We start from the raw sequence: 15,551 nt of genomic DNA on the forward strand, positions 1-15,551 counted from the left end.
CTGCGCGCGCCTCGCGCCCGCAGCTCCGGACGTGCTGGGGTCACGCGACCCGCTGCGTGGGTTCGGGCGCACCGCAGAGCCGGTCGACCAGCAGTTCCGGGAACGTGCGGTCGGTCTCGAGGACCACGCGCACGTTCGCGCCCTCCTGCGTCGGGAAGTTCCGGTACTGGCCGCGGACGTCGGCGACGGTCGCGCCGCGCCCGGGACCGTCACCGGTGTCCACGTCGGTGGGCACGACCGGCGCGAGCACCGGCACGACGTCACCGGCCGCGATCGCCGCCGCCAGCGGGTCGTGGCAGGCCGCTCGCCGCTCGCCGAAGATGTCGCGCTCGTAGAAGTCGAAGTACTGGTCCAGGATGGACGAGGTGAAAGCGGCCACCGGCGAACCGCATTCGGCGAGCCGCTGCTGGTGCTTCTCGGTGAGGACCTCGCCCATGGTGGCGTCCAGCGGGACCATGGTCACCGGCCAACCCGCCCGCAACACGATCCGGGCCGCTTCGGGGTCGTTGTGGATGTTGGCCTCCGAGGCCGGGGTGGCGTTGCCCGGGTGCCGCACCGCGCCGCCCATGATCGTCACGTGCTCGACCAGGTCGGGCAGTTCCGGTTCGAGCAGCAGAGCGGTGGCCAGGTTCGTCAGCGGACCGATGGCGAGCAGGTGCGTGGCTCCGGGGTTCTGCCGGGCGAGCCGCACGATCAGCTCCGCGGCGGGTTCGTCGCTGGGCGCCGTAGTCGGGGCGGGCAGGTTCGTGTTGCCCAGACCGTCGGAGCCGTGCACGTACGGCGCGAGATGCACTTCGCCGCACCAGTTGCTGCGCGCGCCCATGGCGACCGGGATGTCCGATCGGCCCGCCAGTTCAAGCACCCGCAGCGTGTTGAGCGCCGCCGTTTCGGTGTCGGTGTTGCCGAAAACCGTGGTGACCGCGCTGATCTCCACTCCCGGATCCCCGAGCAGGTAGAGCAGCGCGAGGGCGTCGTCGATGCCGGTGTCGCAGTCGACGATCAGGGTTCTCTTGGGCGCCATCGGTTGCGTGCCTTTCTGCTTTCGGGGTTCTGCGTCGCGTTCCGCGCGCGATCGCGGCCGGAACCGCGACCGGTTCCGCGGCGGAACCGGGGCTTCCTCATCGGGATTGGCGCACCGGAATGCTCGGCGCACCGCTGGGCAACACGTACTTCGCCGCGAGCAGCGGCGTGCGTTCGACGGAGACGACCTGGGTGATCAACACGACCGGGGTGTCCGGGGAGCGCCCCAGGACCTCGCCCCGTCGCCGCCCGAGCACCGTCGCGCTGACCGCGCTCGACCCGCTCAACGGCAGGTAGGGGTCGAGCGCCGAGACCACCTGCAGCATCGTGCTCGGCTGCGCCTCGGCTTCCGCCAACGCCGCGGGAAGCCCCGGGTCGACGGCGGCCAGCCCCTCGTCGTGCGCGCTCCACTCCTCCACCAGACCGCTGGGCACGCCGTCGATGTCGACGACGCTCTCCCAGAACCAGATCTCGCAGCTGGCCGGGACCGGCAGGTGCTGCATGACCAGATCGGTCGGCTCCTCCAGCACCCGCGCCAGCGGTCGGATCTTGGCCGCGTCGGCGCCGAACAAGCTCTCGATCGGTTGCAGCCGCTCGAAACCGCGCCTGGCCGGGCGGTCGTTGACGGTCCGCCCCACCCCGCGCCGCACGGTGATCACACCGTCCTCCTGCAGCAGCAGGAGCGCCTCGCGCAGAGCCGGTCGGCTCACGCCGAGATCAGCCGCGAGGTCGGGCTCGGACGGCAGCGTCGAGCCCGGCGGGTAGGTCTCCTGCCGGATTGCCTCGACGATCCGCTCGTAGAGCTCCACGACCGGTCGCCGTTGCGGTCGTCTGGCCGCCACGTCGCACCCCCTGTTGGGTTGATGTCAGACAAGTTAGAAGAGTGCGGCCCGCTCGTCAAACCCCGAATTCGGGCCTTGTCGATCAGAAATCCGCAGAACCGACTCTTGACGGGGGGAGGCAGAGCGGCTAAACCTTTCCGCCAACACCCGGAACATGTCAGACAAGTCGATCGACATTCCGGGGCCGCAGCACCAGGACGTCCGCTGCCCACCCTCGAATCACCTCAACGCGGAGGTTCCCATGACCACGGTTGGCGCCTCATCGCCCACCACCAGCGCATCACCGATGCGCACCACAGCCCTGCTCACCGCGCTGGTCCTCGCGGTCGCCGGGTACCAGATCAACGCGACCATGCTCGCGCCCGCGCTGCCGAACGTGATCGACAGCTTGGGCACCACCAGCGGTGCCGGTGGCCTCTCCCAGACGCTGTTCTTCCTGTTCTCGGCGGTCGGCCAGGTGACGCTGGCGCGGCTCAGCGACTACGTCGGCCGCCGCCGGATGCTCCTGGTGACGCTGCTGGTCGCACTCGTCGGAGAGCTGATCTGCGTTCTCGCGCCGAACATCGAGCTGTTCATCATCGGCCGGAGCCTGCAGGGCGTCTCCGCGGCGACGTTCACGCTGGCCTACCTGACGCTGCACGAGTCCCTCCCGCCGCGGAAGTTCGGCCGGTCCCTGGGCATCATCACCGCCGTCAACGGCGGCATCGCCGGGGTCGACACCGTCATCGGCGGTTCTGTCGCCGACTCCGTCGGGTTCCGCGGGATCTTCCTCATCACCGGCCTGATCACGGTGATCGCCCTGGTCGCGGTGCACTTCTGGGTTCCCGCCAGCGGAACCGCAACGGGACGGATGGACTGGACCGGCGCGGCCCTGCTCGGCCTCGGGCTCACCGGCATCCTGCTCGCGCTGAACGAAGGCAGCAGCTGGGGCTGGTCGTCGGTGCCCACGCTGGCGCTGCTCATCGGGGGCGTGCTGGCCCTCGCGCTGTTCACGGTCGTGGAACGCGGCAACCGGAACGCGATCATCGACACCTCGGTGCTGGCCTCGCGAAGTGGCTGGCCCCTGCTGCTGACCACCATCTTCACCCTGGCCGGGGTGTTCGGGATGCTGAACTTCTCCATCCCGCTGCTGACCCAGACCGCGGGCGAGGGCTACGGGCTTTCGGCGACGATGTCGGCCCTGCTGTACCTCACCCCCGCTTCGGCGCTCGGCGTCATCGCGGCCCCGCTGGTCGGGCACTTCGGCCCCCGCATCGGATGGCGGCGCTCGGTGCTCATCGGGGCCGTCGGCACCGCGGCCGCGCTGGTGCCGCTGGTGCTCGTGCCGCAATCACCGGTGGTCACCTTCGCCGCGCTCGCGACGCTCGGCATCACCTACACGGGATACATGCTGACCGCGCTCAACGGTCTCGCCGTCGCGCTCGCGCCGGAGGGCAAGCCCGGATCGCTGCCCGGGCTGAACGGCGCCTGCTTCGGCGTCGGTGCCTCGCTGGGCATCGCCGTCGCCGCCAGCGCCGTCACCTCGACCAGCGGTGACGGCGCGCCCACCTTCGACGCCTTCCACGCCGCGCTGTGGACCGCGGGCGGCTTCGTCGCCCTCGCGCTGGTCACCGCGATGCTGATCAAGACCCCGAAATCAGAGAAGAAGTAGGAGGAGCACGTGACCGACGTACCGACCGCCGACCAGATCCGCCGCACCCCGAAGGTGCTGCTGCACGACCACCTCGATGGCGGGTTGCGGCCAGAGACGGTCGCGGAACTGGCCGAGCAGCAGGGCTACGACGCGCTGCCGGCCACCGGTGCGGATGACATCCGCAAGTGGTTCGCCGCGGCGACCGAAGCCGGTTCGCTGGAGGAGTACCTGGAGCGCTTCACCCACACCGTTGGCGTCATGCAGACCGCGCACGCCATCAGCAGGGTCGCCGCCGAGTGCGCCGAGGACCTGGCCGCGGACGGCGTCGTGTACGCCGAGGTCCGCTACGCCCCGGAACTGAGCACCCAGCAGGGGCTCTCGCTGGAGGAGGTCGTCGAAGCGATCCTCGACGGCTTCCGCCGCGGCGCGGCCCAGGCCCGCGCGGCGGGCAACCGCATCCGCATCGGCGTCCTTCTGTGCGCGATGCGCCAGGAGCTCAGGGCCAGGGAGATCGCCGAGCTCACCGTGAAGTACCGGGACGCGGGCGTCGTGGGATTCGACATCGCGGGCCCGGAAGCGGGGTTCCCTCCCACCCGCTCGCTCGAGGCGTTCGAGTACCTGCGCAGGGAGAACTGCCACTTCACCATCCACGCCGGTGAAGGGTTCGGGCTGCCGTCGATCTGGGAGTCCATCCAGTGGTGCGGCGCGGCCCGGCTGGGCCACGGCGTGCGCATCGTGGACGACATCGAGTTCGCCGAGGACGGCAGCGCGCAGCTGGGTCGGCTGGCCTCGTTCGTCCGGGATCGTCGCATCCCGCTGGAGATGTGCCCGCGCTCGAACGTGCACACCGGCACGGTGCCGTCGGTGGCCGAGCACCCGATCGCGCTGCTGCGGCGGCTGAACTTCCGGGTCACCGTCAACACCGACAACCGGCTGATGAGCCAGACCTCGATGTCGGAGGAGTTCGGCGAGCTCGTGGACAACTTCGGCTACTCGCTCGACGACCTGCAGTGGTTCACGGTCAATGCGATGAAGTCGGCGTTCATCCCGTTCGACCAGCGCCTGGCGCTGATCAACGAGGTCATCAAGCCCGGCTACGCGGCTCTGCGCTCGGAGGCCCTCTTCGGCCCCGTCGCCGAGCACACCCCGGCTCTCGCCTGAGCACACCGCGGTCACGCGGCACTCCCGAGCCCACCGCCCGGGAGTGCCGCATCCGCGGCCACCCCAGGACCTTCACGAGAGCCCTCGGGTCGGCCTCCGCCTTGCGACCGCACACCGCACATCGCACCCGGACTCGGAGCAAGCACGTCCGCTTCGCTCGCGCCTCGGCGCGTTCGTTCGCCCCACCAGCACCAACGGCTCAGCCCGGCACGTGCGGGACTGGCGGCTAGTTCTCGAGCTGGGGGTGCTGCTCGTTCACGACTGACGCGTCGCGCCCGGTCTCGGCGAATTCCGCCACGAAGGTCCGGTGAACCTGATGCGCTCGCTGCAGGGTCAGGCAGCGGCGGACCGGCTTGGCGGACCTCGCTCCAGGTTCCGCGATCGTCGTCTCGTACTCCTCCTTGCCGGTCACCGGATCGACCCCGATCCGAGCCGTGGAGAACACCCAGGTCTCGATGCCGATCGTCACCTCGGTCCGCAACATGACCGAGCAGCATACCCCACTGGCCGCACGGCTCGATGTGGTTGTCCGACCCAACATCCACCCGAGTTCGGTTTCAACCATCACCGCGCGCAGGTGGGCACAGCACCTGCACGAGCGCCTGTGAACGAATTACTCACCGCGGGCCGCCTCGTCAGGTCTTTTTACCCTGGCGACGCATCGGGGGCAGATCACACGGTGGATGGGGCCGACGGCAGAGACCGCCCCGGCACTCGCACCCCACCCCGGAGGAGTTCGTCATGGCTACGCATGGAGCCCATCCCGCGCGCACCGGCTGGGTCGGCTGGATTTACTTCAGCGCGATCGTGATGGTCACGGCCGGGATCGTGCAGGTGATCAACGGGTTGATCGCGCTGGCGGAATCGGGGACGACGTACCTGCTGCCGTCCGGGATGGCGGTGCAGGTCAGCTTCGCCAGCGTGGGCGTCAGCTTCCTGGTCATGGGCGTCGTGCTCGCGGCCGCCGGGATCGGCGTGATGAGCGGCAAGACGTGGGCCCGAGCAGCCGCGATCACGCTGGCCGTGCTCAGCGTGCTGGGCAACGTCGCGTTCTTCACCGCCTACCCCCTCTGGTCGGCGATCATCATCGTGCTCGACGTCCTGGTGATCTACGCGCTGACGGCGCACGGCCGGGAGCTGCGGCGCAGCTGACCGAGGAGTACCGGAGAGGAAGGGAGCAGAAGTGGGCCTGCAAGTGCTGCCGCTGGCGATCACGATGATGGCCGGACCGCAGATCATGTCCGCCATCGTCTTCGTCACCACAGGGCGCGCGGTTCGGGTCTCGCTCGCCTTCCTCTCCGGTGTCCTCATCGCCACCGTCGCAGGGGTCTCGATCACCCGCGAACTCGCCGCCCTGCTCGGCAGCGCGCTTCCCGCCGGGGGTCTGCAGTCCTCCAGCCTCGGCAAAGGAATCCAAATAGGACTGATCGGCCTGCTGGCGCTGCTCGCCCTCAAGAACTACCTCGGTCGCAAGACCGCACGACCACCGAAATGGCTGGGCACACTGATGTCCGCCTCACCGGCCACCGCGTTGAAGACCGGCCTGCTGGTCATCCTCGCGATGCCCTCGGACATCCTCATCATGCTGACCGTCGGCGCGAACCTCGAACACCACAAAGCGGGACTCGGCGCCGCGCTCCCGTTCATCGCAGCCACCCTCCTGGTGGCGGCCCTCCCACTGCTGCTCTACCTCGCGTTCCACAAGAGGGCGATCACAGCCATGCCCGCGGTCCGCGACTGGATGAACACCCACAGCTGGCTGGTCAACATCATCGTCTGCGGCATCTTCATCACCCTCGTCGCCACAGGCACCTGATCCCGCCGGGGAGGGCCCAGCGAGGGTTGGCCTGCTGCGGGAGCGAGCGGTGCGGGCGGCGCTACGAGGTCTCGGGCTGACGCGTGTGCGACCATTCTCGACGTGACAGAGTCGATGTCGAGCCCGAGCAGAACCGGCGCGCAGGCCGTCGAACGCGCCCTGACCGTGCTGCGCGCCCTCGAGGACAGCGAAGATCCCCTCGGCGTCACCGAACTGGCCCGGCAGACCGAGCTGACCCTCAGCACGGCCCACCGGCTGGCGAAGACCCTGACCGAGAGCGGACTCCTGGCCCAGGACCCGATCACCGAGCGCTACCAGCTCGGTCCGACCCTGGTCGCCCTCGGCGAGAAGGCCGCTCAACGCCTCGGGTACGACCGGGTCCTGCCGTTGCTCCGCGAGCTGTCCGCGGCCACCGGCGAATCCATCAACCTGGGCATCCGCACCGGAAACGACGTCCACGTCGCACTGCACGTGCCGTCACCGCAACCGCTCCGGTTCGACCAGCCCGCCGGCACCACGGTGCCGCTGCACGTGTCGGCGATGGGAAAGTGCCTGCTCGCCCACGTCGGCGAGATCGACGACCAGGTCGACGGTCTGGGCAACCTCACCCGCGTCACCGACCGTTCGATCACGCAGCGCAACAAGCTCAAGGCAGAGCTCGAACTGGTGCGGCAACGCGGCTGGGCCCTCAACGACGAAGAGCGCAACCCCGGAGTACGCGCGATCGCCGTGCCGGTGCTGCGCGACGGGACCGCCGTAGCCGCGATCGCGGTCCAAGGCCCCACGATCCGGCTCACCGAGGACCGCCTCGACGACATCGCCGCCCAGCTGCGCAGCACGGCCCAGAACGTGGCCCCGGGACTCGGCCGAAAGGTCATCGACCAGACCGTGAGCGAATCGGACCCGACGTAACGGCCGGCCACCCGGGGCGGACCGTGGAGGCCATCCGATCACGACGCCAGCATCAAATTCCACCGCAACCTCGATCGCAACAGACGGCGACAGGTTCAGACCGGTGTCGATGACTGCTCGGTTGGCACCCGGAACCTGCAGGAAGGCGTCGATCTCGGGAACGAAGTTCGCGGCGTACTGGCGGGTGCGGCCCGTGCTTTGTCCACGAGGTCGCTGTCACCCGTGATCCGAGCTTCGAGACAGGCCGAGTAGAACAGATCGCTACCAGCAGCCGAGGACTTCGGCGGCCTGGCCGCCAACGTCCGGACGACCGTGCGGCGGCCCCAGCATCGCCGGGACCGCCCGTCTTTCGTGCGACGACGGAACTCTCATTCCACCGCGGGTTGCACCGCTCGTCGTTCGGTCTCCTCAGCGTTCATGGCGCCGCGGGTCTCCGGGCTCAGCACCCCCGCGACGATGAAGACCAGGACCATCACGAAGAGGAACACCATCAGCCGACCGGGCACGTCCGCCAGCTCCGGGCTGGCGAGGTTGACGAAGCTCGGCATCAGACCACCGATCATGAAGCCGAGGTTCCAGCAGATCGCGGTCCCCCGCCCTCGCAGCGCCGTCGGATAGCGTTCGTTGAGGAACACCAGGACCGGGGCGTAGGCGGCGTTGGCGAAGAAGGCCAGGGCCGATGCGTAGAACATGATCAGGCCGGTGCTCGCCGGATCGGTGCTCGTGATCAGCCACACCAGCAAGGGCAGAGCGACGAGGTTGAACGAGCCGATCACCAGCATCGTTCGCCGCCGGCCGAAGTGCTCGCTGAGCTCTCCCGCGGCGACCGCGGCAACGATCACTCCCAGACTCGAGACCAGCAGGATCGTGCCCTGAGCGCTCTGGGCGACCCCGCTGACCTTGCCCAGCAGGGTCGGGAGGAAACCGGAGGTCAGGTAGTACTGCGAACCGGCGCCGGAGACCAGCACCAGGTTCAGCACGAGCAGGCCACCCCTGCCGCCGCGGGCCAGGTCGGTGAAGCGCGTCTTCGGACCGGGAGCCTGCTGCTGCGCCTTCCACAGCGGCGATTCCTCGACCCCGCGGAGCACGATGAAGCTGATCAACGCCGCCATGAGCCCGGCGAAGAACATGACGCGCCATCCCCAGACGTTGAACTGCTCGCCCGGGAAGATCGCGCTGACCAGGATGAAGACGCCGCTGGCCAGGGCCGCACCGATGCCCGCGCCGCCGCCACCGATCAGCCCGGACATCAGGCCTCGCCAACGCTGCCCGACGCTCTCGGTGCCCAGGGTGTGCGTCGCCGCCACGACGCCGCCGACGAACACGCCCTGCACCAGGCGCAGCGCCAGGAACAGCAGCGGTGCGGCGATACCGGCTGCCGCGTAGGTCGGCACGGCACCCATCGCCGCGGTGGACAACCCCACGCCGGCCAGCACGATGACCATCGTCTGCTTGCGTCCGTTGCGGTCGGCGACCGCTCCGAAGATCGCCGCCCCGGCCGGGCGGAGCAGCACGCTCACCGCGAACGAGGCGTAGACCGCGGCGAGGCTCAAGGTCGGGCTCGCCACCGGGAAGATCAGATCGCCGACGGTGCTGGCGACGTAGAGCAGGATGAACAGATCGAACAGGTCGAACGCCCACCCCGCTACTGAGGCGAAACTCGCGTACAGCGTGGCTCTTCTGGACAGTCCGGTGTTCGCAGTGGACATGTCCACCTCCTCATCGAGGTCTGTTGGTGTGGTGTCGGAAAGAGGTTCGGGCGGCCTCGGTCGGGTCAGGGTGCGGAGCGCCAGTTCGCCGGCGCGGGCGTCACTGCGCGTTCCAGGTCGATCTCCTCCGCCCCCGGAACGCGGATCCTGGTGAACCGGTCTTCGTCGTCGACGGGCGGGATCGTCGCGTCGAGACCCATCTTCGCTCCCACACCGTCCGTTGTGGACGGATCGAGCCGTGAGCCTTGCGCACCACCGACGAGCACCAGGTCGCGGTCGGCCTGGAAGCGGGTGGCGACGGCCCACTCGACCTCGTTGGGGTCGAAGACGTCCACATCGGAGTCGACCACCGTCACGTGCTTGATGTCGTAGTGCGCGCCCAGCGCCGCGAGGATCAGGTTCTTCACCTCGCCGGGTTCGGGATCGCGGACCTGCACGTAGAGGTGGTAGCGGCACACACCGCCGCGCGGCAGGTGCACGGCCCGCACGCACTGGAAGTTCTGCCTCAGGTGTGCCAGGAACGAGCCTTCACGCGGGATGCACCCCAGCAGCAGGTGTTCCAACCCGCCGCCGACGACGGTGTGGTAGATCGGGTCTCGGCGGTGCGTCATCGCGTCGATGCGCACCACGTGGCGGTCGGCACGAGGGCCGTAGTACTGCGGGAATTCGCCGAACGGTCCCTCCGGCTCCCGGACGTCGGCGAGCAGCCTGCCTTCCAGCACGATCTCCGCGTCGGCGGGAACCCGGACCTCGTTGCTGACCGCCTTGGTCACCGGCAGCGGACTGCCGCGCAGCGCCCCGGCGATCTCCAGCTCGTCGTGGTCGATCGGTACCGCCGCCTGCGAGGACATCAAGGTGAGCGGGTCGACGCCGATGGCGATCGCCACCTCCAGGTCGGTTCCCGCCGCTTCGGCCTGTCCGAAGAACGCGGCCGTGTGCCTGGGCAGCAGGAGGGCCCCGAGCCGGTCCGGCCCGCTGACCTGCAGCCGGTGGATGGAGACGTTCTGCGCCCCGGTCGTCGGGTTGCGAGCGATGAGCAGGCCCGCGGTGATGTACGGGCCGTGGTCGTGCTCGTTGTGCGTGGGAACGGGCAACGAGCCGAGGTCGACCTCTCGGATCACCTCCTCCTGGCAGGGGGCCTGCTCGACCTCGGTCCACGGAACGGGGTCCTGGCACGCCTGCTGGAAGCGGTCGATGAGTTCGGTCTCGGCGACCCCGAGCGCTTCCGCCATCCATTCGCGGCGCGACAGCAGCCCGGACACGACGGTGATGTCCTTCCCGCCGGGCTTCCCGAAGAGCACCGCGCGGTCGCCGTCGAGCCGGCTGGCGATTCCGGACAGCTCGAACCGCAGGTCCGCTCCCGGCCTGGCCGCGGACAGGCGTCCGGTCGCCTGCAGGTGGTCCAGCCAGCCGCGCAGATCAGCGCCGACGGGCAGGGCGTTGTTCGTCATATCTTCTCCCCGGTGACCGCCGGGACGGTCTTCGACCGGCCCGATGTGAGGTGGGTGCAGGTCATCACCAGCAAGGGCGTTGCGACCGCGATGTAGGCGTTGTCGATGCCGAAGGGGTCACCGAGCAGGAACCAGCCGATGGTGGTCGGCAACGCGAGCACGATGGCCCAGAACGCACCGGTCCTCGTGCCGTACCGGGGCGCGTAGAACATCAGCAGCACCAGCACTGCCAGTGCCGCGCGCAGCGATTTGGCCAGGAAGGTCACGGTGAGCACATCGGTGGCGAACAGCGCGAGCGCGATCGGCACCAAGCCGGTCACCACCGTCGCCACCCGGAGGAACAGCACGTCGCGGCGGTCGTCCCCGGCGACGTTGAAGTGCGGCTGGTAGAAGTCCTTGAGCAGCAGCGTGGAAGCGCCGATGACCAGTGCCGCGATGGTTCCGAACATCGCGCCGGCGAGCCCGGCGACGACGATCCCGGCCAAGACCGGGTCGATGTCCATGGCGAACGCGGGCATGGCCTGGATGCTCTTGATGTGCGGGTAGACCACCGCGCTGCACATGCCGATGAACGCGGCGAGCAGACCGTAGGGAACCAGGATCAGCGCCGAGTAGAACCCGGCTCGCTGCGCGCGGTGGGCGTTGCCTGCAGTGGTGATCGCCTGCACGACGTACTGGGTCGCGAAGATGGCACCGACACCGGCGATCAGCCACGCGAAGATCTGCCCGAAACCCACTCCGTGCCAGGAGAACATCGTCGGCGGCAGCGCTGCTCGCAACCCGTCCACGCCTCCCGCGCGCTGAGCGCCGATGATCGCGAGGATGATCACCCCGGCCATCTTCACGATCGCGTGCACGACGTTGGTGTAGACGACCGATCGCATGCCGCCCACCACCACGTAGAACGTGGCGAGCACACCGACCAGGACGACGGCCAGGTCCTGGTCGACGCCGAGGAGTCCGCTCAGGATCGCACCACCGCTGGCGTAGACCGAGACGGCGACGATCAGCAAGGAGCAGACCATGATCAGCGACGTCGCGGTGCGCACCCTCCTCCCGTAGTAGCGGTCGAGGGCACCGGAGATCGTGTTCTCCCCCAGCGCGCTGAACTTGCGCGCCAGCAGGAACGCGAAGAGCACGAAACCGATTCCCAGCGAGACGATGTTCCACGCGGCCGAGATGCCGGATTCGTAAGCCTCCTGCGCGGTCCCGATGCTCGCGCTCGTGCCGATGAACTCGGACGCGAGCAGGAATCCGATGAGGACGGCGGGAAAGCTCTTGCCGCCGCTGGTGAATCCTGACGCGGTGCGTGTCGAACGCCCGGCCAGGAAGCTGATCAGGGCGAGCAACGCGATGTAGCCCGCGACGATGAGAACTACTAACCAACCTGATTGCAAGGGAACCCTCCAACGCCGCTCCGTTGCGGCCAGAGAAACTACGAGCGAAGTTAGACCGGTGCGAGAGGACCAGCCAGAACCTGTTGCGCATAGCTCCTATTGGCTCGGGTTATAGCCCGACCGGGAAGTGCACGTGCTTGAGCTCGGTGAACTGCTCGACGCCCTCGACCCCGCGGGTGCGGCCCATCCCGGACATCCGCACGCCGCCGGAGGGCATTTCGGCGTAGGAGTGGTTGTAACCGTTCAGCCACACGGTTCCGGACTGCAGCTCGCGCGCCACGGCGAAACCGCGCGTGAGATCACGCGTCCACACCGCTGCGGCGAGCCCGAAGGGCGTGGCGTTGGCCAACTCGATCCCGTTCTCGTCGGAGTCGAAGACCTCCAGCGACAGCAGCGGACCGAAGAGGTCCTCCTGCACCACGGGTGATCGCGGATCCAGTTCGGACACGAGCGCGGGCGCGAGGAAATGACCTGGCAGGCCGTCGGGGTGCACCTGCTGCCCGCCGACGAGGACGCGACCGTCCTCACGCGCGCGGTCGACGGCGTTGAGGACCTTGTTCACCGCGGCTTCGGATATCAGCGGACCGAGATCGGTGCTCTCGTCCCTCGGATCTCCCGGCGTCAAGGCCGCCAGTCGTTCGCGCAGCAGTTCCTCTGCGTCCTTCGCGTGGCGCGCGTGCACGAGGATTCTGGTGCACGCCATGCACATCTGTCCGCTCGTGATCACGGCGGCACGGGCGGCCGCCTCCACCGCGGCTTCCAGGTCGGCGTCCGCCAGCACGAGCATCGAGGCCTTGCCACCCAGTTCCAGCAGCGGCCTGGTCATGGTGGCGGCAGCGGCGCGCATGACCGCTTGCCCGGCCTCGGTCGAGCCGGTGATCGCGACGGCTCTCGTGTCGGGGTGGGCCACGAGTTCAGCGCCCACCTCGGCGTCACCGGGGAGCACGTGGAGCACCTCCGGTGGTACTCCGGCCCGGTGGCCGAGCGCGATCACGCGTCGGGTGATGTGCGTGGTCTGCGGGGCGGGCTTGACGAGCGCCGTCACTCCGGCGGCGAACGCCGGAGCCAGATCGCGCAGCAACAGCAGCACGGGCCAGTTCCACGGGGTGATGAACACCGTCGGGCCGACCGGTTCGCGCACGAGGTGCGCCTCGCTCCCGTCGGGCAGACCGGCGGCACGGCCCAGCGGAAGCCTGGCGAGACCGGCGTTGAACCGCAGGGAATCGATCGCGCCCGCGACCTCCTTGCGCGCTTCACCGATGGGTTTCCCGGTTTCTCGCACCAGGTCGTCGGCGAGTTCCGAGCTGTGGTCGCTGAGCAGGTCCGCCCAGGCGTTCAGGGACTGCGCCCGGAGCCTGTGATCTCGCGGCCACCCGGTGCGCATGGCGCGCGTCGCTTCCGACACGGCTTCGCCGATCTCGGCGTCCGTGGCTTGTTCCGCGATTTCCAGAGGTTCGAGCGTCGCCGGGTTGACCGGCTGGAGGGGTGTTTTCATCACTTCCGACCTCGGGGACGGCCGATTCGTTTGATCCGGTCCAGCAAGGTGCCGAACATCATGCGGAACGCGCTCGGCGCGGCGTTGGACTGCTGCGGTGCTTCTCCGGTGGTGGCGGCCTGGCGGACCGAGTCGGCGAACTGTTCGAACATGCGTCGGCTGATGTCACCGGCCAGCGCTCGGCCGAACTGGGCGATCCGGCCGGTCAGGTACACGGCCGCGTCGGCGCGGAGTTCCGTCCCCGCTGCGGTGGCGTGCGCCCGCAGCGTGATGTCGGCCTGGGTTTGCGCCCCTCCGGTGTCCTGCCCCTGCGCGAGCACGCGGATCGTCCCGGTTTCCCGGTCCTGTTCGAGCACCCGGGCGATCCCGTGGAACGAGAGCTTGATGGGGCCGACCGCGACGCGTGCCCGTCCGGCGTAGAGCTGCTCGCCGAGTTCCTCGGTGAGTTCCGCGCCGGGGAGGCATCCCGCCAGCACGCGCACGTCGTCGAGCACGCGCCACACCTCGTCGAACGGCACGTCCAAGGCGGTGTCCACCTGCACCGCGATCGTCGGGTCTCCCTCGGGGAGCACGATCTCCACGTTCCTGTCGGCTTCGCCCGAAGGTTCCGCGCGCTCCTCGACGACCGTCGCCGACTGTCCGCCGGAGCGGCCGACCAACGCCCGCCTGGCGCAGTTGCCCGGTTCGGGGATTCCCTCCGGGTGCGCGGCGCGCGTTTGGGAGACGGCGGTCAGGATGTTCCGGTATCCGGTGCAGCGGCAGATCACGCCGGACAGCTCCGCGGGGAGCTCCTCGTCGGTGACCTCGGGCTTGTTGCTGAGCAGGTCGTAGGAGCTGAGCAGGAAGCCCGGGGTGCAGAAACCGCATTGAAGGGCGTGGTTCCGGCCGAAGGACTCCTGCAGCGGGTGCAGGTCGTCCGGACGCCCGAGCCCCTCGACGGTGACGACCTCAGCGCCGTCGAGCTGGCAGGCGAACAGCAGGCACGCGCGGGCGGCTTCGCCGTCGACCAGCACGGTGCACATCCCGCAGACCCCGTGCTCGCATCCGACGTGGGTCCCGGTCAGTCCCAGGTGGTCGCGCAGCGCGTCCGCCAGCGTGACGCGGGCGGGGAGGTTCAGCACCGCGGGTGTGCCGTTGACGGTGAACCTCACCTCGACGGTCTCGCCGGCTTCTGCGCGGACCGGTCGAAGGCCCTCCTGCACGGGTTCTTCAGTGCTCGTCATGATTCCACCTCCGCTGTGCCGCGCACCGCGCGGCGGTGCGCCTTGGCCATTTCCCGGGCCGCCAGCGCGCGCAGGAGGCGCCGCCGGTAGCCGTTCGACGCGTGCACGTCGCCGTCGGTGTCGACGACCTCGCGCACCACGTCGTCGAGCGCACCGGCCAGCTCGGTTTGGTCTCCACCTGTCGTGCGGACCAGGCTGGTCAGGTCACGGGTGACGGGCCGGTCGGAGACGCCGAAGGCCGTCATCGTCGCGGCGGACACACCGCCGGCGTCGTCGACGCGGACGTGCGCTGCCACTCCGGCCAACGCGAAGTCGCCGTGCCTGCGCGCGATCTCCGCGAATCCGAAGCCCTCGCGCGGCCCGGCAACGGGGAAGGAGACCGCGGACAGGACGTCCTCCGGGCGCAGTGCGGTCGTCATCGCCCCGTCGAAGAACTCACGGGCTCGAACGGCGCGTTCGCCTTCGGGACCCGTCAGCGTCAGCTCCGCGTCCAGGCAGCTGGCGACGGCCGGGAGCTCGGCGGCCGGGTCGGCGTGCGCCAGGCTTCCGCAGACCGTGCCGCGGCTGCGCAGTTCGCGGTGCCCGACCCAGGGCAGCGCGAGCCGCAGCAGCGGCACCCGAGCGGACTCGGGCGCGTGCTCCACTCGACGCTGCCGGACGGTGGCGCCGACCTCCAGCCGGTCGCCGACCGTCCGCAGCGCGTCGAGCCCGGTGACCGCGTTGATGTCCACCAGGGTGGTCGGCCGCGCCAGCCGCATGGCCAGCACCGGCACCAGGGATTGCCCGCCGGCGATGACCTTGCCGCCTCCGTCGGCGTCGACGAGTTCGGCAACGGCGTCGGACAACGCCGCGGGGCGTGCGTACGCGAAAGGTGCGGCCTTCATCTAGATCC

Annotated in this window: 14 protein-coding genes; 5 read left to right on the forward strand and 9 right to left on the reverse strand. The window is 69.4% G+C overall.

The window, feature by feature from the left end; all coding sequences use genetic code 11:
- Window positions 1-40: 40 nt before the first annotated feature.
- Both AB0J78_RS20860 and AB0J78_RS20865 read right to left on the reverse strand, forming a co-directional pair.
- Complete coding sequence (locus tag AB0J78_RS20860) at window positions 41-1,021, reverse strand: nucleoside hydrolase (RefSeq protein WP_363791418.1); 981 nt, start codon at window positions 1,019-1,021, stop codon at window positions 41-43.
- Between the two features lie 97 nt (window positions 1,022-1,118).
- Complete coding sequence (locus AB0J78_RS20865; RefSeq protein WP_363791420.1) at window positions 1,119-1,862, reverse strand: GntR family transcriptional regulator; 744 nt, start codon at window positions 1,860-1,862, stop codon at window positions 1,119-1,121.
- A gap of 154 nt (window positions 1,863-2,016) precedes the next feature.
- Between AB0J78_RS20865 and AB0J78_RS20870 the strand changes: the two genes are divergently transcribed.
- Together AB0J78_RS20870 and AB0J78_RS20875 are read left to right on the forward strand one after the other, a co-directional pair.
- Window positions 2,017-3,513 (forward strand): MFS transporter, encoded by a 1,497-nt coding sequence (locus AB0J78_RS20870; protein WP_363791422.1) that lies wholly within the window; start codon window positions 2,017-2,019, stop codon window positions 3,511-3,513.
- A 9-nt stretch (window positions 3,514-3,522) separates the two neighbouring features.
- Window positions 3,523-4,656 (forward strand): adenosine deaminase, encoded by a 1,134-nt coding sequence (locus AB0J78_RS20875; RefSeq protein WP_363791424.1) that lies wholly within the window; start codon window positions 3,523-3,525, stop codon window positions 4,654-4,656.
- 226 nt (window positions 4,657-4,882) lie between these two features.
- Here AB0J78_RS20875 and AB0J78_RS20880 read toward each other — a convergent pair whose 3' ends face one another.
- Window positions 4,883-5,140, reverse strand: a complete 258-nt coding sequence (locus AB0J78_RS20880) for a hypothetical protein (RefSeq protein ID WP_363791426.1) — start codon at window positions 5,138-5,140, stop codon at window positions 4,883-4,885.
- A gap of 257 nt (window positions 5,141-5,397) precedes the next feature.
- Here AB0J78_RS20880 and AB0J78_RS20885 point away from each other — a divergent pair, with 257 nt between their 5' ends.
- From AB0J78_RS20885 to AB0J78_RS20895, 3 genes are all read left to right on the forward strand, one after another.
- Window positions 5,398-5,808: a hypothetical protein gene (locus AB0J78_RS20885; RefSeq protein WP_363791428.1), complete on the forward strand. Its 411-nt coding sequence runs from the start codon at window positions 5,398-5,400 to the stop codon at window positions 5,806-5,808.
- Between the two features lie 31 nt (window positions 5,809-5,839).
- Window positions 5,840-6,472 (forward strand): GAP family protein, encoded by a 633-nt coding sequence (locus AB0J78_RS20890; RefSeq protein ID WP_363791430.1) that lies wholly within the window; start codon window positions 5,840-5,842, stop codon window positions 6,470-6,472.
- Between the two features lie 102 nt (window positions 6,473-6,574).
- Window positions 6,575-7,384, forward strand: coding sequence for an IclR family transcriptional regulator (locus AB0J78_RS20895; protein ID WP_363791432.1), 810 nt, complete (start codon window positions 6,575-6,577; stop codon window positions 7,382-7,384).
- Between the two features lie 368 nt (window positions 7,385-7,752).
- Here AB0J78_RS20895 and AB0J78_RS20900 read toward each other — a convergent pair whose 3' ends face one another.
- The 6 genes from AB0J78_RS20900 to AB0J78_RS20925 form a co-directional block, all read right to left on the reverse strand.
- Entirely contained in the window at window positions 7,753-9,093 is a 1,341-nt protein-coding gene (locus tag AB0J78_RS20900; RefSeq protein ID WP_363791434.1) for an MFS transporter, read from the reverse strand.
- Window positions 9,094-9,158: 65 nt separating this feature from the next.
- Window positions 9,159-10,544 (reverse strand): UbiD family decarboxylase, encoded by a 1,386-nt coding sequence (locus AB0J78_RS20905; RefSeq protein ID WP_363791436.1) that lies wholly within the window; start codon window positions 10,542-10,544, stop codon window positions 9,159-9,161.
- Window positions 10,541-11,941, reverse strand: a complete 1,401-nt coding sequence (locus tag AB0J78_RS20910; RefSeq protein WP_363791438.1) for a sodium:solute symporter family protein — start codon at window positions 11,939-11,941, stop codon at window positions 10,541-10,543. Before AB0J78_RS20910 ends, AB0J78_RS20905 begins: the two co-directional genes overlap by 4 nt.
- Before the next feature lie 109 nt (window positions 11,942-12,050).
- Window positions 12,051-13,436, reverse strand: a complete 1,386-nt coding sequence (locus AB0J78_RS20915; RefSeq protein ID WP_363791440.1) for an aldehyde dehydrogenase family protein — start codon at window positions 13,434-13,436, stop codon at window positions 12,051-12,053.
- The gene (locus AB0J78_RS20920; protein WP_363791442.1) at window positions 13,436-14,659 is read right to left on the reverse strand and encodes a 2Fe-2S iron-sulfur cluster-binding protein; all 1,224 of its coding nucleotides are present in this window, start codon (window positions 14,657-14,659) and stop codon (window positions 13,436-13,438) included. The genes AB0J78_RS20915 and AB0J78_RS20920 overlap by 1 nt, the downstream gene beginning before the upstream one ends.
- The gene (locus AB0J78_RS20925) at window positions 14,656-15,543 is read right to left on the reverse strand and encodes an FAD binding domain-containing protein (RefSeq protein ID WP_363791444.1); all 888 of its coding nucleotides are present in this window, start codon (window positions 15,541-15,543) and stop codon (window positions 14,656-14,658) included. Before AB0J78_RS20925 ends, AB0J78_RS20920 begins: the two co-directional genes overlap by 4 nt.
- Window positions 15,544-15,551 lie beyond the last annotated feature (8 nt).

It is taken from the genome of Saccharopolyspora sp. NPDC049426 (assembly GCF_040676935.1).
Lineage (GTDB): Bacteria > Actinomycetota > Actinomycetes > Mycobacteriales > Pseudonocardiaceae > Saccharopolyspora.